The organism is Lysobacter yananisis (assembly GCF_031199375.1).
GTDB lineage: Bacteria > Pseudomonadota > Gammaproteobacteria > Xanthomonadales > Xanthomonadaceae > Lysobacter > Lysobacter yananisis.
The window spans coordinates 3429437-3454229 of sequence record NZ_CP133568.1 but is presented as its reverse complement, the minus strand read 5'-3'; the positions used below and the strand labels follow the sequence as shown (position 1 = coordinate 3454229).

Below are 24793 nucleotides of genomic sequence, written 5' to 3'. Positions count from 1 at the left end.
CATGAATAAAGAAACGCAACGCGGTTTGCGCCCTCTGTCGTCGGCGCAGTCGGAAATGTGGTTCGCCCAGGCACTCGATGCCGACAACTGGCTCTACCACAGCTGCGGCTACCTCGATATCGGCGGACCGCTGGACCTCGTCCGGTTCGAGCAGGCGCTGCGCCGTTTCGTCGCCGAAACCGACGCGCTGCACCTGCGTTTCCTCGACGGCCCGGACGGGCCGCTGCAATGCATCGGCGAAGCGCCCGCCCTGCCGTTCGAGACGGTGGACCTGTCCGCGCACGAACAGCCTTTCCAGGCCGCGCTGTCGGCGATGCGCGCCGACATGCGGCGCGTGTTCGACCTGCGTTCGTCGCGGCTGTTCGACTACATCGTGTTCAAGCTCGGCGAAGAACGTTATCTGTGGTACAAGCGCTACCACCACATCGTCCTGGACGGCGCGGGCTCGTCGCTGGACATCGTCCGCGTCGCGCAGATTTACACTGCGCTGTGCCGCGGCGAGGAGATTCCGGCCAGCGATCTTGGCGGCATCTCCGCCCTGTTGGACGACGACCGCGACTACCGCGAGTCCGACCGCTGCCGGCGCGATCAGGCGTTCTGGCGCGACTACGCGCGCAATCTGCCCGAAACCACCGCGCTGAGCGGCCGCCCGCTCGCCCGCACCAGCACGTTCCGGCGCTGCTCGCTGCCGATTCCGCCATCGCTGGCCGCCGCGCTGATGGCGGCGCAGACCCGCGACAGCAAGTGGCCGCAACTGATGACCGCCGCGGTCGCGGCCTACCTGTACCGGATCAGCGGCGGCAAGGTCGACACCTTCGATTTCCCGGTGGCCGCGCGCGCCAAGCAGCTGCGCCATGTGCCGGGCACCACCGCGAATGTATTGCCGGTGCGCCTGGGCCTGCAGGCGGACGAATCCCTGGCCGGGCTGGCCGCGCGCTGCGGCCGCGAAATCCTGCGCGTGCTCAAGCACCAGCACTTCCGCGGCAAGGACATCCAGCACATGCGCGCGGCCCCGGCCAGCGCGTTCGGGCCGCGCATCAACATCATGCCGTTCGATTACGAATGCGCGCTCGACGGCCATCCGGCGACGCTGCACTCGCTGTCCAACGGACTGGTCCACGACTTCTCGGTCACCCTGCAGGGCGAGCCGGGCCAGGCCAGTTGCGTGCTGAACGTCGACGGCAACGACGAGTCGTACAGCGACGAGGACATCGCCCGTCACGCCTCGCGCCTGCTGCTGTTCGTCGAACGCGCGCTGGCGGAGCCGTCGCGGCCGCTGGCCGAGATCGAGCTGCTGGACGCCGACGAACGCCGGCAAGTGCTCGGCGATTGGAACGACACCGCGCAACCGCTTGCGGCCGCGACGATTCCGGAGCTGTTCGAACGACAGGCGGCGCTGACTCCGCACGCGCTCGCCGTGGTCGGCGACGGCGCCCAGCTCAGCTACGCCGAACTCAACGCCCGCGCCAATCGCCTCGCGCAGCGCCTGATCGCCCATGGCGCGGGCCCGGAAAACATCGTCGCCATCGCCCTGCCGCGTTCGGCCGAGCTCGTCGTCGCCCTGCTCGCCGTGCTCAAGGCTGGCGCCGCGTATCTGCCCTTGGATACCGATTACCCCGCCGACCGGCTGGCGTTCATGCTCGAAGACGCCCAACCGCTGCGATTGATCACGCGCAGCGATATCGCCCTGCCGGCGACGACGGTACCGCGTTGGCAACTCGACGATGCGGAGCTGCAGGCTTGCTTGCACGGTGAGCTCGGCGACGACGCGCAGGACGGCCAATGGCGCGGCACGCTCGCGCCGCTGCACCCGGCCTATGTGATCTACACCTCCGGCTCCACCGGCAAGCCCAAGGGCGCGCCGAACACCCACGAAGCCCTCGTCAATCGCCTCGCCTGGATGCAGCACGCCTACGCGTTGCGCGACGACGACGTGGTCCTGCAAAAGACGCCTTTCAGCTTCGACGTATCGGTGTGGGAGTTCTTCTGGCCGCTGCTGTACGGCGCGCGTCTGGTGATGGCGCGTCCCGGCGGCCATCGCGATCCGGCCTATCTCGCCGACGTCATCAACCGGCACGGCGTCACCACCCTGCACTTCGTGCCGTCGATGCTGGAAGCCTTCCTGCACGATCCGGCGGCCGCGACCTGCACGAGCTTGCGCCGCATCGTCTGCAGCGGCGAAGCCCTGTCCGGCGCCCTGCGCGAGCGCTTGCGCCAGACCCTCGACCGCCCGCTGCACAACCTTTACGGCCCGACCGAAGCCGCCATCGACGTCACCGCCTGGACCTGCCGCGACGAAACCGCCGGCACCGCGGTGCCGATCGGCGCGCCGATCTGGAACACCCAGACTTACGTGCTCGACGCGGCGCTGCGACCGGTGCCGCAGGGCGTGCCGGGCGAGTTGTACCTCGCCGGTACCGGTTTGGCGCGCGGCTATCTGCATCGCCCCGGCCTGACCGCCGAACGGTTCATCGCCAATCCGTTCGCGCCGGGCCAACGCATGTACCGCACCGGCGACTTGGCGCGCTGGCGTACCGACGGTCAGCTCGACTACCTCGGCCGCACCGACCATCAGGTCAAGATCCGCGGCCTGCGCATCGAGTTGGGTGAGATCGAGGCCGCGCTGGCGCTGGCCGGCTTCGCCCAGAACGTGGTGGTGGCGCGCGAGGACGGCAACGGTCTGGCGCAGCTGGTGGCCTACGTGGTCGCGCCCGAACTCGACGTCGCGCCGCTGCGCGCGCAGCTCGGCCAGCGCCTGCCCGACTACATGCTGCCGGCCGCGTTCGTCGCCCTGGACGCGCTGCCGCTCAACGCCAACGGAAAACTCGACCGCAAGGCCCTGCCCGCGCCGACCTTCGCCGTCGGCGCGCGGCGCGCGCCGGCCACGCCCGAGGAAGCCGCGCTGATAGCGCTGTTCGCCCAGACGCTCGGATTGGAAGAGGTCGGCGCCGACGACAATTTCTTCGAACTCGGCGGACATTCGCTGTTGGCGCTGCGCCTGATCGGCGCGATCCGCGCGACGCTGCGCGCCGAGGTGTCGATCCGCGACGTGTTCGAAGCACGTACGCCGGCCGCATTGGCGCCACGATTGCGCGCGGCCCGCGGCGAACGCCCGCCGTTGCGGCCGTTGCCGCGGCCGGAGCGGCTGGAGCTCTCGCACGCGCAGCGCACGCTGTGGTTCATGCACCAGCTGCAAGGGCCCAGCGCGACCTACCATATTCCGTTGACCGCGCGCCTCGACGGCCCGTTGCAAGTCCCCGCGCTGCAGGCGGCGCTGAACGACCTGGTCCAGCGCCACGAAAGCCTGCGCACCGTTTTCCCGGCGACCGATCGCGCCTGCCAGCAGGTGCTGGCGCAGGCCGAAGTCGAGCTCGCGCTGGTCGAACTCGCCGAAACGGAGCTGCAGGCCGCGCTCGACGCCGCGGTGATGCGCCCCTTCGACCTCAGCCGCGAACTGCCGCTGCGCGCCACCGTATTCCGGCTCGGCGCGGAACGGCACGTGCTGCTGTTGTTGCTGCACCATATCGCCGGCGACGGCGCATCGCTGGCACCGCTGACCGGCGATCTCTCCGACGCCTACGCCGCGCGGTTGCAGCAGCGCGCTCCGCACTGGCAGGCGCTGCCGGTGCAATACGCGGACTACACCCAGTGGCAACGCGCCGCGCTCGGCGATCCGCACGACCCGGACAGCGTTCACGCGCGCGAAATGGCGTATTGGCGGCAAGCCCTGGCCGATCTGCCCGAGCAGCTGAGCCTGCCCTACGATCGCCCGCGTCCCGCCGAGATCAGCTATCGCGGCCAGCACCTGCTGTGGAGCCTCGACGGCGAATTGCACGCCCGCCTGCTGGCGCTCGCGCAGCGGCACGACTGCACCTTGTTCATGGTGCTGCACGCGGCGCTGGCGGCGCTGCTGACCCGGCTGGGCGCAGGCACCGACATCCCGATCGGCAGCTCGGTCGCCGGCCGCGCCGATCCGGCCCTGGACGGGCTGGTCGGCCTGTTCCTCAACTCGCTGGTGCTGCGCGCCGACACCTCGGGCAATCCGCGTTTCGACGAATTGCTTGCGCGGGTGCGCGCGACCGACCTCGCCGCGTACGAGCACCAGGCGCTGCCGTTCGAGCAAGTGGTCGACGCGCTGAGCCCGCAGCGCTCGCTGTCGCACCATCCGCTCTACCAGGTGATGCTGGTCTTGCAAAAAGCGCAAGGCCACCGCCTGGAACTGCCGGGGCTGCGCAGCAGCGAACAACTGTTCGACATGCCGACGGCGAAGTTCGACCTGAGCTTCGAACTGGCCGAACACGAGCACGCCGACGGCCGCCCGGCCGGGCTGCGAGGCTTCGTCGAATACGCCACCGATCTGTTCGACGCAGCCACGGCGCAGTCGTTCGCCCAGCATCTCGAACGCATGCTGCGCGCGGTCGTCGCCGACGCCGGCCAACCGATCGAAGCCATCGAACTGATGGACGCCGGCGAACGCCGGCGCCTGCTGCAGGAGTGGAACGACACCGCGCAGCCCTTCGACGCGGCCACCCTGCCGGCGCTGTTCGAGGCCCAGGTCGCGCGCACGCCGACGGCGGTCGCGGCGATCTGCGGTGCGCAACGGCTCGACTTCGCCGAACTCAACCGACGCGCCAACCGCCTGGCGCACCTGCTGATCGCCGACGGCGCGGGCCCGGAATCGGTGGTTGCGGTCGCGCTGCCGCCGTCGCTCGATCTGATCGTGGCTCTGCTGGCGGTGGTCAAGGCCGGCGCCGCCTACCTGCCGCTCGACCTCGGCAATCCGCCCGAGCGTCTGGCGGTGGTGCTCGACGACGCGCGGCCGGTGCGGGTGATCGTCCACAGCGCGTCCGCGCACCTGTTCGCGGCGAACGCGCCGCTGTGCGCGCTGGATACGGCCGAACTGCAGGACCGCCTCGCGCAGAGCCGCAGCGACGACCCGGGCAACGCCGACCGCCCGCGCGCGCTGGAACTGCTGCATCCGGCCTATGTGATCTACACCTCCGGCTCGACCGGCAAGCCCAAGGGCGTGATGGTCTCGCACCGCTCCGCCGCGCACTATTTCGCCTGGAGCGGCCACGCCTATTTCAACGGCGACGGCAACGGCTCGGCGACCACGCTGTCGGCCGCGTTCGACGGCAGCGTCACCGTGTTGTTCGGCCCGCTGCTGGCCGGCCAGCCGCTGACCCTGGCCGCGCTCGACGGCGACTTCGCCCGGCTCACCGCCGAATTGCCCGCGGGCGGCTACGAGCTGCTGAAACTCACCCCCGCGCATCTCAAGCTGCTCAACGCCAACCTCGAAGCCGGCGCGCCGGCGCCGGCGCGGGCGTTGCTGCTCGGCGGCGAAGCCCTGATGCAGGCCGATCTGGCCTATTGGCAACAGCACCATCCGCAAGTCCGCCTGCTCAACGAATACGGCCCGACCGAGGCCACCGTCGGCTGCTGCGTCTATCAGGCGCGCGGGGACGAAGACCCGGCCGGCGGCGTCGCCATCGGCCGCCCGATCTGGAACACCCAGCTGTACGTGCTCGACGCGAACCTGCAACCGCAGGTCGTCGGCGCCGCCGGCGAGCTGTACATCGCCGGCGACGGCCTCGCGCGCGGCTACCTGCACCGTCCCGGCCTGACCGCCGAGCGCTTCGTCGCCAATCCGTTCGCGCCCGGCCAGCGCATGTACCGCTCCGGCGACCTGGCGCGCTGGCGCGCGGACGGCGAACTCGAGTACCTCGGCCGCATCGACCAGCAGGTGAAAATCCGCGGCTATCGCATCGAACTGGGCGAGATCGAAGCGGCGCTGGCCCAGCTCGGCTTCGCCGGCAATGCGGTGATCGTGCGCGAGGACCAGTCCGGGCAGAAGCAACTGGTGGCCTACCTCGTCGCCGCCGAGATCGACAGCGCCGCGCTGCAGCAACAACTCGGCGCGCGCCTGCCCGGCTACATGGTGCCGGCCGCGTTCGTGGCGCTGGACGCATTGCCGCTTACCGGCAACGGCAAACTCGACCGCAAGGCGCTGCCGGCGCCGGACTTCCACAGCGGCAGCCTGCGCGGGCCGCGCAACCCGAGCGAAGCGTTGCTGTGCGAATTGTTCGCCGACGCGCTCGGGCTCGACCGGGTCGGCATCGACGACAGCTTCTTCGAACTGGGCGGCGACAGCATCCGCGCGATCCGGCTGGTCGCCGGCGCGCGCAAGCGCGGCATCGCGCTGGCGCCGCGCGACATCTTCAAGCATCCCCGAGTCGAGGCGCTGGCGGCGGAAGTCGCCGCGCGCGAGCTCGCGACGCAGCCGGCGGCGCCGGCGCAGACCGCCGACCAGGCGCTCGGCGACCTGCCCTTGCTGCCGATCATGCGCGGGTTCGTCGCCCAGGGCGGCCCACTCGCGCGCTTGCATCAGTCGCAGCGGATCGAGGTGCCCGCCGGCATGACCGAAGCGGCGATGCTCGCCGCGCTGCAGGCGCTGTTGGACCGCCACGATGCGCTGCGCTTACGCCTGATCGCGCACGACGGTCGGCACCATGCCTCGATCGCCGCCATCGGCGCGGTCGATGCCGCGTCGTGCCTGACCCGCATCGCGCTCGACGACGCCGACATCAGCCGCGATAACTTCGAACACGCCGCAGCCGACGCACCGACCCGGCTCGATCCTCACCAAGGCAAGCTGGTGCAGGCGATCTGGGGCGACCGTGGCGCGGACCGTCCTGGCCGTCTGTGCCTGATCGTTCACCACCTCGCCGTCGACGGCGTGTCCTGGCGCATCCTGCTGCCCGATCTGCAGCAGGCGTGGGAGGCCGCGTTGAAAGGCCGGACCCCGACGCTCGACGCGGTCGGCACATCGCTGCGGCGCTGGGCCGGACTGCTGCAGCAAGACGCCGATGCGGGGCGGCGCAACGGCGAACTCGGCTTGTGGCGCGATATCGCCGCCACGCCCGACCCGACGCTCGCCGCGCGGCCGCTGGACCCCGGCCGCGACACCGTGGCCACGCGGCGCGAGCTGCGCCTGCGCCTGGCCGGCGACGCGGTGGTCCGCTTGCTCGGCGAAGTCCCGGCGGCCTACCGCGCCACCGTCAACGACGTACTGCTGACCGCGTTCGCGTTGGCCGTGGCCGGATGGCGCCGCAACCGCGGCGCGCAGGCCGGATCGGCGGTGCGCTTCGAAGTCGAAGGCCACGGCCGCGAGGATGTGTTCGACGACGTCGACCTGTCGCGCACGGTCGGCTGGTTCACCAGCCTGTACCCGGTCGCGCTCGATCCGGGCCAGATCGACCTCGCCCGCCCGAGCGACGGCGGGCCCGGCCTCGGCAACGCGTTGCGCCGGGTCAAGCAACAACTGCGCGCGATCCCCGACCGCGGCCTCGGCTACGGCGTGCTGCGCCACCTGGCCGGCGACGCCGCGCTCGGCGCCGCGCCCGCGGCGCAGTTGGCGTTCAATTATCTGGGCCGCTTCGCCGCCGCGCACGGCGAGGAGGAACAGTTCGGCGGCGGCGACGATCCGCGCCGTCCTCTCGGCCATGCGATCGCGCTCGACGCCATCGTGCTCGACCGCGCCGACGGCGCCGAACTCATTGCGGCATGGTCCTATGCCGGCGAGCTGTTCGCGGCCGACGACATCCGGGCCTTGGGCCAGGCGTGGTTCGATTGCCTGCAGGCGCTGATCGCGGATTCCGCGCGCGGCGATGCCGCCGGCCTGATTCCGTCGGACCTGTCGCTGCTGACGCTGGACCAGGACACCATCGCCACGCTCGAAGCGGCGCGGCCGCTGGCCGACATCCTGCCGCTGGCGCCGTTGCAGCAGGGCATGCTGTTCCATGCGCTGTACGACAAAGACGCGGCCGACGCCTATCTGGTGCAGATGGTGTTCGCGCTGGACGGTCCGCTCGACGCCGGCGCGCTGGAACGCGCGGCGGGCGAGGTCTTGTCGCGCTATCCGCACCTGGACGCGGCCTTCGTCCAGCTCGATGCGCAGCCGCCGCTGCAGCTGCTGCCTCGCACGCCGTCGCTGTGCTGGCAACGCCGCGATCTGGGCGCCGTGCCCGCGCATCTGCGCGAACAGGCGCTGCACGACTTCCTGCGCGAAGACCTGGCGCGGCCGGTCGATCCGGCGCAGGCGCAACTGCTGCGTTTCAGCCTGGTGCGCCTGGGCGAGAGCGACCACCGTCTGGTCTTCACCCATCACCATATCCTGCTCGACGGTTGGTCGGTGCCGGTGTTGCTGCAGGAGTTGTTCAACCTGTACCACGCGCGCGCCGATGCCTCGTCCCTGCCCGCGGTCGCGCCGTACGCCGACTATCTGCGCTGGATCGCGGCGCAGGATCGAGCGGCCGCACTCGCTGCGTGGCGCGAAGCGTTGCAGGGCTTCGGCGAGCCCTGCCTGATCGCGCCGCAGGCCGCCGCGCAGCCGGTCGTACCACGCACGCGCCGGCGCGATTTCTCGCCCGAACTCACCGCCCGGCTGGAAGCGCAGGCGCGCCGCCGCGGCCTGACCATCAACACCTTGCTGCAAGGCGCCTGGGCGTTGTTGCTGGCGCAAGCCACCGGCCAGCAGGACGTCTGCTTCGGCATCACCGTCTCCGGCCGCCCGCCGGAACTGGCCGGCATGGACCGCATGGTCGGCCTGTTCGTCAACACCCTGCCGCTGCGCCTGCGCATCGACCCTGCACGGACCCTGGGCGAGCTGCTCGACGACTTGCAGGACGGCCAGTCGCGCCTGCTCGGCGCGCATCACCTCGGCCTGACCGAACTGTTGGCCGAATTGGGCCAGCAGGCCTTGTTCGATACCTTGCTGGTGTTCGAGAACTACCAGCTCGAGGCCCAGGACCGGCGCTTCCTCGACAACGACGAGCCCGGTTCCCTGCGCGTGCGCCTGGCCGAAGGCGGCCGCGGCGGCGACATGTCGCATTATCCGCTCGGCCTGCTGCTGGTGCCGGGCGAACGCCTGCACCTGCGCATCAGCTATCGTCCGGACCTGTTCGACGACGCGCAGGTCGAGCGCATCGAGCAGTGCTACGAGCGCATTCTGGAAGCCTTCGCCGGCGATATGCAACTGCGCGTGGGCCGGCTGGAATTGCTCGATGCCCCGGCGCGCCGACAGGTGCTCGGCGAATGGAACGACACCGCGCAACCGCTTGCGGCCGCGACGATTCCGGAGTTGTTCGAACGACAGGCGGCGCTGACTCCGCACGCGCTCGCCGTGGTCGGCGACGACGCCCAGCTCAGCTACGCCGAACTCAACGCCCGCGCCAACCGCCTCGCGCAACGCCTGATCGCCCACGGCGCGGGCCCGGAAAGCATCGTCGCCATCGCCCTGCCGCGCTCGGCCGAACTCGTCGTCGCCCTGCTCGCCGTGCTCAAGGCCGGCGCCGCGTATCTGCCCTTGGATACCGATTACCCCGCCGACCGGCTGGCGTTCATGCTCGAAGACGCGCAACCGCTGCGATTGATCACGCGCAGCGATATCGCGCTGCCAGCGACGACGGTACCGCGTTGGCAACTCGACGATGCGCAGCTGCAGGCTTGCCTGCTCGGCGAGTCCGGCGAAGAGCAGGGCGACGGCCAATGGCGCGGCACGCTCGCACCGCTACATCCGGCCTATGTGATCTACACCTCCGGCTCCACCGGCAAGCCCAAGGGCGCGCCGAACACCCACGAAGCCTTGGTTAACCGCCTCGCCTGGATGCAACACGCCTACGCGTTGTGCGACGACGACGTGGTCCTGCAAAAGACGCCCTTCAGCTTCGACGTATCGGTGTGGGAGTTCTTCTGGCCGCTGCTGTACGGCGCGCGCCTGGTGATGGCGCGCCCCGGCGGCCATCGCGATCCGGCCTATCTCGCCGAAGCGATCAATCGCCACGGCGTCACCACCCTGCACTTCGTGCCGTCGATGCTGGAAGCCTTCCTGCACGATCCGGCCGCCTCGACCTGCACGAGCTTGCGCCGCATCGTCTGCAGCGGCGAAGCCCTGTCCGGCGCCTTGCGCGAACGCCTGCGCCAAACCCTCGACCGCCCGCTGCACAACCTCTACGGCCCGACCGAAGCCGCCATCGACGTCACCGCCTGGACCTGCCGCGACGAAACCGCCGGCAGCGCGGTGCCGATCGGCGCGCCGATCTGGAACACCCAGACCTATGTGCTCGACGCGGCGCTGCGGCCGGTGCCGCAAGGCGTGCCGGGCGAGTTGTATCTCGCCGGCACCGGCCTGGCGCGCGGCTATCTGCATCGCCCCGGCCTGACCGCCGAACGCTTCATCGCCAATCCGTTCGCGCCGGGCCAACGCATGTACCGCACCGGCGACTTGGCGCGCTGGCGTACCGACGGTCAGCTCGACTACCTCGGTCGCACCGATCATCAGGTCAAGATCCGCGGCCTGCGCATCGAGCTGGGCGAGATCGAAGCCGCGCTGGCGCTGGCCGGCTTCGCCCAGAACGTGGTGGTCGCGCGCGAGGACGGCAACGGTCTGGCGCAGCTCGTGGCTTACGTGGTCGCGCCCGAGCTCGACGTCGCGCCGCTGCGCGCGCGGCTCGGCCAGCGCCTGCCCGACTACATGCTGCCGGCCGCGTTCGTCGCCCTGGACGCGCTGCCGCTCAACGCCAACGGCAAGCTCGATCGCAAGGCCTTGCCGGCGCCCGCCCAGAGCGCCCGCGCGCTGAATCCGCCGCGCAATCCGCGCGAGGAACTGCTGTGCCAGCTGTTCGCGCAGTTGCTGGGCCGCGACCGGGTCGGCATCGACGAAAACTTCTTCGAACTCGGCGGGCACTCGCTGCTGGCGATCCGTCTGACCGGCATGTTGCGCTCGCGCCTGCAGGTGGAACTGCCGATCCGGCACCTGTTCGAAGCGCCCACAGTGGCGCAACTGGCGCAGCGGCTGGAGCCGGAGCAGGCGCCGCGTCCGCTGCTGCGTCCGCAAGCGCGGCCCGACGACCTGCCGCTGTCGTACGCACAGCAGCGCCTGTGGTTCCTGCACAAGCTCGAAGGCGCCAGCTCCACTTACAACGTCACCGTCGCACTGCGCCTGCGCGGCGAACTCGACGTCGCCGCCCTGCGCGCCGCGCTCGGCGATCTGGCCGCGCGCCACGAAAGCCTGCGCACGATCTTCCCCGACAGCGAGCGACCGCTGCAGCGGATCCTGTCGCCGCAGCAGGCCGAAGTGCCGCTGACGCTGCACGCCAGCGACGACGCGCGTCTGGCCGACGACCTGCTGCGCGCCGCCGGCCACGCCTTCGACCTGGGCCGCGAGCTGCCGCTGCGCGCGGATCTGTTCGACCTCGGCGCGGGCGAGCATGTGCTGTCGTTGTTGCTGCACCACATCGTCGCCGACGCGGTATCGATGCGGCCGCTGGCGCGCGACCTCGCGCAGGCCTATGCCGCGCGCCGCGCCGGCCGGGCCCCGGCGTGGGCGCCGCTGCCGTTGCAGTACGCCGATTACAGCCTGTGGCAACGCCAGCTGCTCGGCGATGTCCAGGACCCGCACAGCCGCGGCGCGCGCCAGCTGGACTACTGGAAACGCCAGCTGGCCGATCTGCCCGAACAGATGACCCTGCCCACCGACCGGCCGCGTCCGGCCAAGGTGAGCTACCGCGGCGGCAGCGTCGGCTTCCATGTCCCGGCCGAGTTGCATCAGCGGCTGCTGGACCGCGCCGGCGCCCACCACGCCAGCTTGTTCATGCTGCTGCAGGCGGCCGTGGCGGCGCTGCTCAGCCGCCTCGGCGCGGGCGAGGACATCGTGCTCGGCAGTCCCATCGTGGGACGCGGCGAGGACGGCCTCGACGAGCTGATCGGCGTGTTCCTCAACACACTGGTGCTGCGCACCGACACCTCGGGCAATCCGAGTTTCCAGACCCTGCTGGCGCGCGTGCGCGATACCGACCTGGGCGCCTACGAGCACCAGGACCTGCCGTTCGAGCAACTGGTCGATGCGATCAAGCCGACCCGTTCGCTGTCGCATCACCCCTTGTTCCAGGTGCTGATGGCCTTGCAGACCCAGGACGCGCAGTTGCCGGCCTGGGACGGGCTGGAAGTCGGCGCGCAACCGCTGCAGCTGGAAAACGCCAAGTTCGACCTCAGCTTCGACTGGACCGAACACCGCCACGGCGACGGCAGCGCCGCCGGCTTATTCGGCCGGCTGGAATACGCCAGCGACCTGTTCGACGCCGCCACCATCGAACGGCTGGCCGAGCGCCTGCAGCGCGTGCTCGACGCGGTCGCCGCCGATCCGCGCCTGCGTCTATCCGAACTGCCGGTGCTGGCCGACAGCGAGCGCGCGCGCTTGCTCGGCGACTGGAGCCGTGGCCCGGACGTCGCCACGGACGAACTGCTGCCGCAGCGCTTCGAGCGGCAGGCCGCGGCGACGCCGCACGCCATCGCCCTGGAACATGCCGGCGGCCGACTCGACTACGCCGCGCTCAACGCCGCCGCCAACCGGCTCGCGCACGTGCTCGGCGCGCGCGGCATCGGCGCCGGCGACCGCGTGGCGATCGCATTGCCGCGTTCGGCCGAGCTGCCGATCGCCCTGCTCGCCGTGCTCAAGAGCGGGGCCGCCTACGTGCCGGTGGACCCGGACTATCCGGCCGAGCGCATCGCCTACATGCTCGACGACGCCAAGCCGGCGGCGGTGATCGTCGACGCCGCGACCGCCGCCATCGTCGGCCCGCGCGCCGGCGCAGTGCGGCTCGACGACCCGCAGACCCGCGCGGCGATCGAACGCGCGCCCGCGCACAACCCCGGCGACGACGCCGGGTGCGCGCCGATCCAGTCTCGCGGCGCCGCTTACACCATCTACACCTCCGGCTCGACCGGCCGCCCCAAGGGCGTGACCGTCGAGCAAAGCGCGCTGGCCAATTTCCTGCGCTCGATGGCGCGCAGCCCGGGCATGGCCGCGGGCGAGCGCCTGCTCGCGCTGACGCCGATCTCGTTCGACATCGCCGGTCTGGAGCTGTACCTGCCGCTGTGGGTGGGCGGTTGCGTGCGCCTGCTCGACCGCGAGACCGCCGGCGACGCGCAGCGGCTGGCCGCGCAGATCGAACAGGCGTCGCCGCAGCTGATCCAGGCCACGCCCGCCACCTGGCAGATGCTGCGCAGCCACGGCTGGCGCGCGCGCGCGTCGATGCGCCTGCTGTGCGGCGGCGAGGCGCTGCCGCCGGACCTGGCCGACTATCTCAGCGCCGACGCCGGCGCGCTGTGGAACGTCTACGGCCCCACCGAAACCACGGTGTGGTCGCTGCTCGACCGGGTCGAGCACGGCGCGCCCGTCGGCATCGGCCGCCCGCTCGACAACACCCGCGTCTACGTGCTCGACGCGCATCTGCAGCCGGTGCCGGCGGGCGTCGCCGGCGAGCTGTACCTCGCCGGCGACGGCCTGGCGCGCGGCTATCACGAACGCGCCGCGCTGACCGCCGAGCGCTTCGTCGCCCATCCGTTCGAGCCCGGCGCGCGCATGTACCGCACCGGCGACCTCGCCCGCTTCCGCGCCGACGGCCGCCTGGATTGCCTGGGCCGGGTCGATAGCCAGGTCAAGCTGCGCGGTTTCCGCATCGAGCTCGGCGAGATCGAAGCCGTGCTCGCGCAGACGGGCTATCCGCGCAACGCGGTGCTGCTGCGCGAAGACGCGCCGGGCCACAAGCAACTGGTGGCGTACGTCGCCAGCGCCGAGACCGTCGATGCGGCCACGCTGCGCCGGCGACTGGCCGCGCACCTGCCCGACTACATGCTGCCCGCCGCGGTGGTGGCGCTCGACGCGCTGCCGCTGACGCCCAACGGCAAGCTCGACCGCAAGGCCCTGCCGGCGCCCGAGTTCGCCGCCGGCGCCGGCCGCGGCCCGCGCGACGCGCGCGAAGCGCTGCTGTGCGCGTTGTTCGCCGAAGTGTTGGGAATGGAACAGGTCGGCATCGACGACCACTTCTTCGCCCTCGGCGGCCATTCGCTGCTCGCCACCCGCCTGGTCAGCCGCATCCGCGCCGAACTGGCGGTGGAACTGCCGCTGCGCGCATTGTTCGAAGCGCCGACCGTCGAAGCCTTGGCGCAGGCGCTGCCCGGCGCGCACAGCGCGCGTCCGCCGCTGCGCCCGCAGGCGCGGCCGCCGCGGCTGCCGCTGTCCTATGCGCAGCGCCGACTGTGGTTCATCCAGCAGTTCGAGCGCCAATCCGGCCACGACAGCGCGCGCGAAGGCGCCGGCGCGGCCTACAACCTGTCCATGCCGCTGCGCCTGCGCGGCCGCCTGGACCGCGCCGCGTTCGACGCCGCCGTGGCCGACGTGCTGGCCCGCCACGAAAGCCTGCGCACGCTGTTCCCGGACCTCGACGGCGCGCCCTGCCAGCAGGTGATCGCCGCCGAAGACGCCGGCAACGCGCTCGAATTCGTGCGCGTGGACGCGCGCACGCTGGAACGCGAACTGCACGGCCGCGCGCTGCACGTGTTCGACCTCGCCGCCGAGCTGCCGCTGCGCATCAGCGTGCTCAGCGCCAGCGAAGACGAGCACGTGCTGCTGGTGGTGCTGCACCACATCGCCGGCGACGGTTCCTCGCTGGCGCCGCTGGCGCGCGATCTCGGCCGCGCCTATGCCGCGCGCCTGCGCGGGCAGGCGCCGGAGTGGGCGCCGCTGCCGGTGCAATACCCCGACTACACCCTGTGGCAGCAGCGCCTGCTCGGCAGCGAAGCCGACGCCGACAGCCTGATCGCGCAGCAGTTCGACTACTGGCGCGAACAACTCGCCGGCCTGCCCGAGCGCATCGAGCTGCCGACCGACCGGCCGCGTCCGGCCATCGCCAGCCTGCGCGGCCGGCAATGCAAGCTGCAGATCGACGCATCGCTGCACGCGCGCCTGCTGGGTCTGGCGCACCAGCACGAAGCGAGCCTGTTCATGGTGTTGCAGGCCGGCTTGTCGGCGCTGCTGCACCGGCTCGGCGCGGGCGAGGACATCGCGGTCGGCAGCGCCATCGCCGGACGCAACGACCAGGCGCTGGACGAACTGGTCGGCTTCTTCGTCAACACCCTGGTGCTGCGCACCGACCTGTCCGGCCGCCCGGACTTCGCCACCCTGCTCGGCCGCGTGCGCGCCACCGCGCTGGCCGCCTACACCCACCAGGACGCACCGTTCGAACGGCTGGTGGAACTGCTCAACCCGGTGCGCTCGACCGCGCACCACGCGCTGTTTCAGGTCGGGCTGGTGTTGCAGAACATCGAACAAGCCGTGCTTGAACTGCCGGGGCTGGAGGTATCGGACCATCCGGCCGACTTCCGCACCGCCAAGTTCGACCTGTTCTTCAGCCTCAACGAACGCCACCACGCCGACGGCGCGCCGGCCGGAATGGCCGGCACCCTCGAATACGCCAGCGACCTGTTCGACGAGTCCAGCGTGCTCGGCCTGTGGCAGCGCCTGCTGCGGCTGCTCGACGCGGCCTGCGCCGATCCGGCGCGCAGGATCGCCGACATCGACCTGCTCGACGCCGACGAACGCGCCGGCCTGCGCCAGCGCGCCAGCGACGGCGTCGCCGCGCCGGCAGCGGCCAGCATCATCGAGCTGTTCGAACGCCAGGTCGCGCGCGATCCCGACGCGCCGGCGCTGCTGTACCGCGACCAGCGCTGGAGCTATGCCGAACTCGACCGCCGCGCCAACCGCGTCGCCCATGCGCTGATCGCGCAGGGCATCGGCGCCGAGGACCGCGTCGCCATCGCCCTGCCGCGTTCGCCGGACATGGTGGTCGCCGCGCTCGGCGCGCTCAAGGCCGGCGCGGCCTATCTGCCGCTGGACCCGGATTATCCGCCGGATCGATTGGCCTACATGCTCGCCGACGCCCGGCCGGCGCTGTTGATCAGCCGGCGCGAGATCGAAGCGCGCCTGCCCGAGCACGGCGTCGCGCCGTGGCTGCTCGACGCCGCGCAGACCGTGCAGGCGCTGGCCGCGCAAGCCGTGGACGCGCCGCGCGGACGCATCGTCTCGCCGCAGCAGGCCGCCTACGTCATCTACACCTCCGGCTCCACCGGCCGGCCCAAGGGCGTGGTGGTGAGCCATGCCGGCGTGCCGAGCCTGCTGGCCGCGCAGACCGCCGCGTTCGACCTCGGACCCGGCGCGCGCGTGCTGCAGTTCGCCTCGCTGAGCTTCGACGCCGCGTTCTGGGAACTGTGCATGGCGCTGCTGTCGGGCGCCGCGCTGGTGATGGGCGACGCCGAACAGGTGCGCCCGGGCGAGGCGCTGACCGCGCTGATGCGCGAGCACGGCGTCACCCACGCGACCCTGCCGCCGGCGGCGCTGCCGGTGCTGGAACCCGATGCCGTGCCGCAGTTGCGCGACCTGATCGTCGCCGGCGAAGCCTGCGCACCGCCGCTGGTGGAGGCCTGGTCGCGCGGCCGCCGCATGACCAACGCCTACGGCCCGACCGAAACCACGGTGTGCGCGACCATGAGCGCGCCGCTGGCCGGCGCGGTCGATGCGCCGATCGGCGCGCCGATCCGCGGCGCGCGCGTGTACGTGCTCGACGCCGGCCTGCAGCCGGTGCCCGCCGGCGTGGCCGGCGAGCTGTACCTGGCCGGCGCCGGGCTGGCGCGCGGCTATCTCGGCCGCGCCGCGCTGACCGCCGAGCGCTTCGTCGCCGATCCGTTCGCGCCCGGCGAGCGCATGTACCGCAGCGGCGATCTCGCCCGCTGGAACCGCGAGGGCCAGCTCGAATTCCTCGGCCGCGTCGATCATCAGGTCAAGATCCGCGGCTTCCGCATCGAACTGGGCGAGATCGAATCGGCGCTGCAACGCCATCCGGCGGTGGCGCAATCGATCGTGGTCGCGCGCGAGGACGTGCCCGGCCACAAGCAGTTGGTCGGCTACGTGGTGCTGGAACGCGAACCCGACGCGCGCGACGAAGACCGCGAGGCGCGCCAGATCGGCGAGTGGGAAACCATCTACCAGGACCTGTACGGCGACAAGGCGCTCGACGGCGCCTACGCCTTCGGCGAGAACTTCCACGGCTGGAACAGCAGCTACGACGGCAGCGAGATCGCGCTGGAACAGATGCGCGAATGGCGCGCGCGCACGGTCGAGCGGATCCTCGAACTCAAGCCCGAGCGGGTGCTGGAAATCGGCGTCGGCAGCGGCCTGATCCTGTCGCAGGTGGCGCCGCACGTGCGCGCCTACCACGGCACCGACCTGTCGGCGGCCACGGTCGAGCGCCTGCGCGCGGAAGTCGCGCAGCAGCCGGCGCTGGCCGGCAAGGTCGCGCTGTACGCGCGTCCGGCCCACGACATGGACGGCCTCGACGCCGGCCTGGCGCCGGGCGAGCGCTTCGACGCGATCGTGATCAACTCCGTGCTGCAGTATTTCCCCAACGGCGAGTACCTGGCCGAAACCATCCGCCAGGCGATGCGCTTGCTCGCGCCCGGCGGCGCGCTGTACCTGGGCGACGTGCGCAACCTGCGCCTGCAGCGCAGCTTCGCCACCGCGATCGCCCTGCACCAGAGCGACGACGACACCGACACCGCCGCCGTGCTGCGCCGCGCCGAGCAACTGCGGCTGGCCGAGAAGGAACTGCTGGTCGCGCCGGAATTCTTCGCCGCGCTGGCCGCGGACCTCGATACGGTGTGCGCGGTCGACATCCAGACCAAGCGCAGCGGCTACGGCAACGAACTCAGCCGCCACCGCTACGAAGTCGTGCTGCGCAAGGGCCCGCTGCCGCTGCGTTCGGCGGCCGCGTGGCCGGCCGTCGCGTGGACGCCGGCGTTGCAGGACGGCGACGCGCTCGCGCTCCTGCTGCGCGAGCGCGGCGACGGCCTGCGCCTGACCGGGGTGCCGAACGATCACCTGCAGCCGGAAACCGACGCGCTGCGCGCGCTGGTCGAGGGTGAACCGGTGGCCGCCGCGCGCGCGCGCCTGCTCGGCGCCGGCGACCGCATCCAGGCGCGCAGCGAAGCGGCGATCGCCGCGGCCGCGGCGCTGGGCCTGCGCGCCGCCAGCACCTGGGCCGGCGACGGCGCCGACGACCGGCTGGAGCTGCTGTTCTGGCGCGAGGACGGCCGCACCGTGGCCGACCTGCACCGCCCGCTGGCGGTGCGCGAGCTGTCGGCCTGCAGCAACGAGCCGTCCACGTTCGACCAGTTCGCCGACCTGCGCCGGCACATCGCCGCGCAGTTGCCGGACTACATGCAGCCGCTGCTGGTGCTGCTGCCGCAGATGCCGCTGACCCCGAACGGCAAGATCGACCGCAAGGCGCTGCCGGCGCCCGACCTCGGCGCCGGCCAGCACCGCGCCGCCGGCAACGAGCGCGAGCAGACCCTGGCCGCGCTGTACGCGCAGGTGCTGGGCCTGCCGCGGGTCAGCGTCGCCGACAGCTTCTTCGACCTCGGCGGCGACAGCATCTTGTCGATCCAGCTGGTCGGCCTGGCGCGCAAGGCCGGGCTGCTGATCACCCCGCGCGAAGTGTTCCAGCACCAGAACGTGGCGGCGCTGGCGCGGATCGCGCGCGCGGCCGACGCCGATGCGCCGGCGCTGATCGACGAGCCGGTCGGCGCGCTGGCGCCGCTGCCGATCCTGCAATGGTTCCTCGACCGCGAGGCGCCGCTGGACGGCTTCAACCAGCGCGTGCTGTTGCGCGTGCCGGGTGGGCTGTCGCAGCCGCTGCTGCACGATGCGCTGGCGGCGTTGCTGCGCCATCACGACGCGCTGCGCCTGCAGCTGCGCCGCGAAGACGGCGCCTGGACGCTGCGCGTGCCGGGGCCCGAATCGGCCCGCTTCGGCCTGCGCCGCGTGGACATCGCCGGGCTCGATCCGGCCGCGCTGCAGACCGCGCTCGACGACGCGGCCGCGCAGGCCGCGCGCGCGCTCGCCGCCGACACCGGCGAACTGCTGCAGGCGGTGTGGTTCGACGCCGGCGACGATGCCGGCGGCCGCCTGCTGCTGTGCATCCACCATCTCGCCGTCGACGGCGTGTCCTGGCGCATCCTGCTGCCCGACCTGCGCGACGCGGTCGCAGCCCTCGCCGCCGGCCGCGAGCCGGAATTCGCCGCGCGCAGCCATTCGCTGCGCGCGTGGACCGCGCAGTTGCGCGAGCAGGCGAACTCGCCCGCGCGCCTGGCCGAGCTGCCGCATTGGCGCGCGCTGGCCGAAGGCATCGACCCGCCGCTGTCGCCGGTCGCGCTGGATCCGGCCCGCGACGTCGGCGCCGCCTGCGGCCACCACACCCTGACCCTGCCGGCCGCGGTCGCCGCGCCGCTGCTGACCGCGCTGCCGGCGCGCTTCCACGCCGGCATCAACGACGTGCTGCTCAGCGCCTTCGCCCTGGCCTTGGGCGACTGGCGCCGCCGCCACACCGGCCAGTCCTGCGAGCGCGTGCTGCTCGACCTGGAAAGCCACGGCCGCGACAGCGCGCACAGCGAGCTCGACCTGTCGCGCACGGTCGGCTGGTTCACCAGCCTGTATCCGCTGCGGCTGGACCTGGACGGCATCGACCAGGCCCAGGCGCTCAGCGGCGGGCGCGAGCTCGAACGCACGCTCAAGCGGGTCAAGGAACAACTGCGCGCGGTGCCCGACCACGGCCTGGGCTATGGCGCGCTGCGCTGCTTCAACCCCGACGCCGCGCAGGCCCTGGCGGCGCTGCCGCAGCCGCAGGCCAGCTTCAACTACCTCGGCCGCTTCGCCGTGGGCGGCCAGGCCGCGGGCGGCGCCAGCGACCCCGGCCGCGGCGACTGGAACGCCGCCGCCGAAACCCCGGCGCCGGCCGGCGGCGAAGCGCTGCCGATCGCCCACGCCATCGAACTCAACGCACTGACCCAGGACCGCGACGACGGCCCCGAATTCGTCGCCACTTGGTCGTGGCCGCGCGCGCTGTTCTCGCAGGAACAGATCGAAGACCTCGCCCAGACCTTCGCCCGTGCCCTGCGCGCGCTCGCCGCGCTCGCCGCCGACCCGCACAGCGGCGGCCTGAGCCCGTCGGACGTGGCCCTGGCCGCGCTCGACCAGGACCGCATCGAGCGCTTGGAACGCGACTATCGCGACGCCGGCGGCGTCGCCGACCTGCTGCCGCTGACGCCGCTGCAGCACGGTCTGCTGTTCCACACCCTGTACGAGCACGAAGGCCCCGACCCGTACGTGGTGCAAGTGCGCTTCGACCTCGACGGCCCGCTCGACCCGACCCGCCTGCGCGACGCCGCGCGCGCGCTGATGCAGCGCCATCCGCACCTGTCGGCCGCCTTCGTCCACCGCGGCCTGGAACAGCCGGTGCAGGTGATCCCGCGCGAGATCCCGCTGGACTGGCGCCGCGTCGACCTGTCCGCGCATCCGGCCGACGCGCGCGACGCCGAGGCCGCGCGCATCGCCGAACGCGACCGCGCCCGGCGCTTCGACCTGGCCGAGGCGCCGCTGCTGCGCTTCACCCTGCTCGCGCTCGGCGACGGCGCCGACGGCCGCGCCCGCCACCGCCTGCTGATCGCCAACCACCACATCCTGCTCGACGGCTGGTCGCTGCCGCTGCTGGTGCAGGAACTGTTCGCGCTGTATTCGGGTTCCGAGCCGCCCCGCGCCGGCGCCTACCGCGATTATCTGCACTGGCTGCACGCGCGCGATCCGCAACAGGCCGAAAGCGCCTGGCGCGAAGCGCTGGACGGCATCGACGAACCGACCCTGCTGCTGCCCTCGCAGCCGCACGCCTCCGGCCGCCAGGACGAGCACGAACTGCAACTGCCCGAAGGCCTGTCGCGCACCCTGGCGCAGTTGGCGCGGCGCCACGGCCTGACCTTGAACATGCTGGTGCAGGGCGCGTGGGGCCTGCTGCTCGGCCGCATGCTCGGCCGCGACGACGTGGTCATCGGCACCACGGTGTCGACCCGCCCGCCGGAACTGGGCGAGGTCGAGCGCATGATCGGCTTGTTCATCAACACCGTGCCGACCCGCCTGCGCCTGGACCCCAAGCGCAGCTTCGTCGACCTGTTGCTGGAGCTGCAGCGCCAGCAGACCGCGCTGATGGAGCACAACCACCTCGACCTGGCCCAGTTGCAACGCTACGCCGGCTTCGAGCGGCTGTTCGACACCTTGTACGTGTTCGAGAACTATCCGATCGATCACGACGGCCTGGCCAGCGCGCTGGGCGAGTTGAGCATCGCCGGCTTCGCCAGCAGCGACGCCACCCACTATCCGTTGAGCCTGCTGGTCACGCCGGGCCAGCGCCTGTCGCTGCGCTTCAACTTCGATCCGGCGCGGCTGGACGCGCTGAGCGTGGAACGCCTGGCCGGGCGCCTGTCGCGCCTGCTCGACGCGGTCGCCGCGCATCCGCAGCGCAGCCTTGAACACTTCGACCTGCTCGACGACCGCGAGCGCCGGCGGGTGCTGTACGACTGCAACGACACCGAACTCGAACTGCCCGCCGCGACCGTGCCGGAATGGTTCCAGCGACGCGTCGTCGCCGCGCCTGACGCGGTCGCCGTGGTCGAAGCCTCGCCGGCCGGCGCGCAGGCCGAGCTCAGCTACGCCGAGCTCAACCGCCGCGCCAACCGGGTGGCGCATGCGCTGATCGCGCGCGGCGTCGGCCCGGAAGACCGGATCGCGCTGGCGATTCCGCGCTCGTTCGACACCATCGTCGCCGTGCTCGGCGTGCTCAAGGCCGGTGCGGCCTATCTGCCGCTCGATGCCGATCATCCGCTCGAACGCCTGCAGTACACCCTCGCCGACGCGCGCCCGCGCTACGTGCTCGCCACCGTCGCCACCGCCGAACGCTTGCCGCAGGACGCGCCGACGCTGCTGATCGACGACGGCGCCGGCTTCGGCAACGACATCGCCCACGCCGCCGGCCACGATCCGTGCGACGCCGAACGCATGCGCGCGCTGTCGCCGCAGCATCCGGCCTACGTGATCTACACCTCCGGCTCGACCGGCCGGCCCAAGGGCGTGTGCGTCGCCCACGCCGGCATTCCCAGCCTGGTCCACAGCCAGGTCGAGCGCTTCGGCCTCGACGCCGGCAGCCGCGTGCTGCAGTTCGCCTCGATGAGCTTCGACGCGGCGGCGATGGAAATGCTGATGTGCTTCGCCGCCGGCGCCGCGCTGGTGCTGCCGCCGCCGGGCCTGCTGCTCGGCGACGCGCTCGCGCGCACCCTCGCCGGGCAGCGCATCAGCCACAGCCTGATCCCGCCGAGCGCGCTCGGCAGCCTGGACCCGGCGCAGTCGCCATGGCCGACCACGCTGATCGTCGGCGGCGAAGCCTGCCCGGCGCACGTGGCCGCGGCGTGGTCGCGCGACGGCCGCCGCCTGGTCAACGCCTACGGCCCGACCGAAATCACCATCTGCGCGGCGATGAGCCAGGCGCTGGACGAAGCCAGCCTGGCCGGTGCGGCGCCGCCGCTCGGCGTCCCGGTCGCCAACGCGCGCTTGTACGTGCTCGACGCGATGCTGCGGCCGGTGCCGGCCGGCGTCGCCGGCGAGCTGTACATCGCCGGCGCCGGCCTGGCGCGCGGCTATTTCGACCGCCCCGGGCTGAGCGCCGAGCGCTTCGTCGCCGATCCCTTCCACGTCGGCCAGCGCATGTACCGCTCCGGCGACCTGGCGCGGCGGCGCGAGGACGGCCAGCTCGACTACCTCGGCCGCGTCGACCAGCAGGTCAAGCTGCGCGGCTTCCGCATCGAACTGGGCGAAGTGCAGTCGGCGCTGGCGCAGTGCGGCTATCCGGGCAACGCGGCGATGGTGCGCGAAGACCGCCAGGGCCATCCGCAACTGGTCGCCTACCTGGTGTCGGCCGAACCGGTCGACGGCGACGCGCTGCGCAAGCGCCTGACCCAGCGCCTGCCCGAGTACATGGTGCCGGCCGCGTTCGTGGCGCTGCCCGCGCTGCCGCTGACCGCCAACGGCAGCAAGCTCGACCGCAAGGCGCTGCCGGCGCCGGAGTTCGCCGCGCAGGCGCTGTCGCGCGGCCCGGCCAACGCCACCGAGCAGCTGCTGTGCTCGCTGTTCGCCGAAGTGCTGGGGCTGGAACGGATCGGCGCGGAAGACAACTTCTTCGCCTTCGGCGGCCACTCGCTGCTGGCCACCCGCCTGATCGGCCGCATTCGCGCGACCTTCGACGTGGAACTGCCGATCCGCGCGCTGTTCGACGCGCCGACCGTGGAAACCCTGGCGCGGCGGCTGCCCTCGGGCGCGGCCGCGCGCGAACCGCTGTTGCCGCAGCCGCGGCCGGCGCGGCTGCCGCTGTCGTTCGCCCAGCAGCGGCTGTGGTTCCTGCACCGGTTCGAAGGGCCCAGCGCGACCTACAACATCCCGCTGGCGCTGCGCCTGGACGGCGAGCTGGACGGCGACGCGCTGGAAGCGGCCTTGAACGACGTGGTCGCTCGCCACGAAAGCCTGCGCACGCTGTTCCCGGCCGGCGAGGTGCCGCAGCAGCGGGTGCTGCCGGCAGCCGAGGCCGCGCTGCGCCTGCACCGCGCCCGCAGCGACGAGGCCGGCCTGCACGCGGCGCTGTCGGCTGCGGCCGCGCACCGCTTCGATCTCAGCCGCGAGCTGCCGCTGCGCGCGAGCCTGATCGAACTGGGCCCGCAACGCCACGCCTTGCTGCTGTTGCTGCACCACATCGCCGGCGACGGCGCTTCGCTGCAACCGCTCGCGCGCGACCTCAGCCACGCCTACGCCGCGCGCCGGCGCGGCCGCGCGCCGGCGTTCGCGCCGCTGCCGGTGCAGTACGCCGACTACACCCTGTGGCAACGCCGCACCCTGGGCGAGGAGACCGATCCCGAAAGCCGCCTGGCGCAGCAACTGCACTACTGGAAGCGCCAGCTGGCCGAGCTGCCCGAGCGCATCGCGCTGCCGAGCGACCGGCCGCGTCCGGCGCAATCGAGCTATCGCGGCGGCCATCTGCCGCTGTCGCTCGACGCCGCGCTGCACGCGCGGCTGGCGGCGCTGGCGCGCGGCCAGGGCGCGACCTTGTTCATGGTGCTGCAGGCGGCGCTGGCGGCGACGCTGGGCCGGCTCGGCGCCGGCGACGACGTCGCCCTGGGCACGCCCATCGCCGGCCGCAACGACGAGGCCGTGCACGATCTGGTCGGCCTGTTCCTCAACACACTGGTGCTGCGCACCGATCTGTCCGGCGATCCGGGCTTCGCCGAACTGCTCGGCCGCGTGCGCGAAACCAACCTGGCCGCGTACGAGCACCAGGACGTACCGTTCGAGCGCCTGGTCGACGCGCTGCAACCGGCGCGTTCGATGGCCCACCACCCGCTGTTCCAGGTGATGCTGTCGCTGCAGAACCACGCCAGCGGCGAGCTCGCCCTGCCCGGCCTGCGCACGCGCCCGGCCGGGTTCGACCTGGACATCGCCCAGTTCGATCTCAGCTTCGACTTCAGCGAAAGCCACGACGCGTCCGGCGCGCCGGCCGGCCTGCACGCCAGCATCGAGTACGCCAGCGACCTGTTCGAGGCCGACACCGCGCTGCGCATCGGCCGCTGCCTGCACCGCATGCTCGAAGCGGTCGCCGCCGATCCGCGCCGGCGCATCGGCGAGATCGAACTGCTCGACGCCGACGAACGCGACCGCTGGCTGCGCGACTCGCAGGGCCCGCAGATCGCGCCCTCGGGCTTGCTGTTGCCGCAGTGGTTCGAACGCCAGGCCGCGGCCACGCCGGAAGCGGTGGCGCTGGTCTGCGGCGAACAGTCGCTGAGCTTCGATCAGCTCAACCGCCGCGCCAACCGCATCGCCCACGCGCTGATCGCGCGCGGGCTCAAGGCCGACGATCGCGTCGCCCTGGCCTTGCCGCGTTCGGCCGATACGGTCTGCGCCATGCTCGGCGCGCTCAAGGCCGGCGCGGCGTACCTGCCGCTGGACACCGAGCACCTGGGCGAGCGCCTGCGCGAGCTG

General features: G+C 72.2%; 1 protein-coding gene (only partly in view). It reads left to right on the top strand.

Annotated features, from left to right (window positions below):
- Position 1: 1 nt before the first annotated feature.
- Positions 2-24793: the 5' portion of a non-ribosomal peptide synthase/polyketide synthase gene (locus RDV84_RS14440; protein WP_309150738.1), read on the top strand. 3057 nt of this gene lie beyond the right edge of the window; 24792 of the gene's 27849 nt are visible here — the first part of the coding sequence; its start codon is at positions 2-4; its stop codon lies off the right edge, out of view.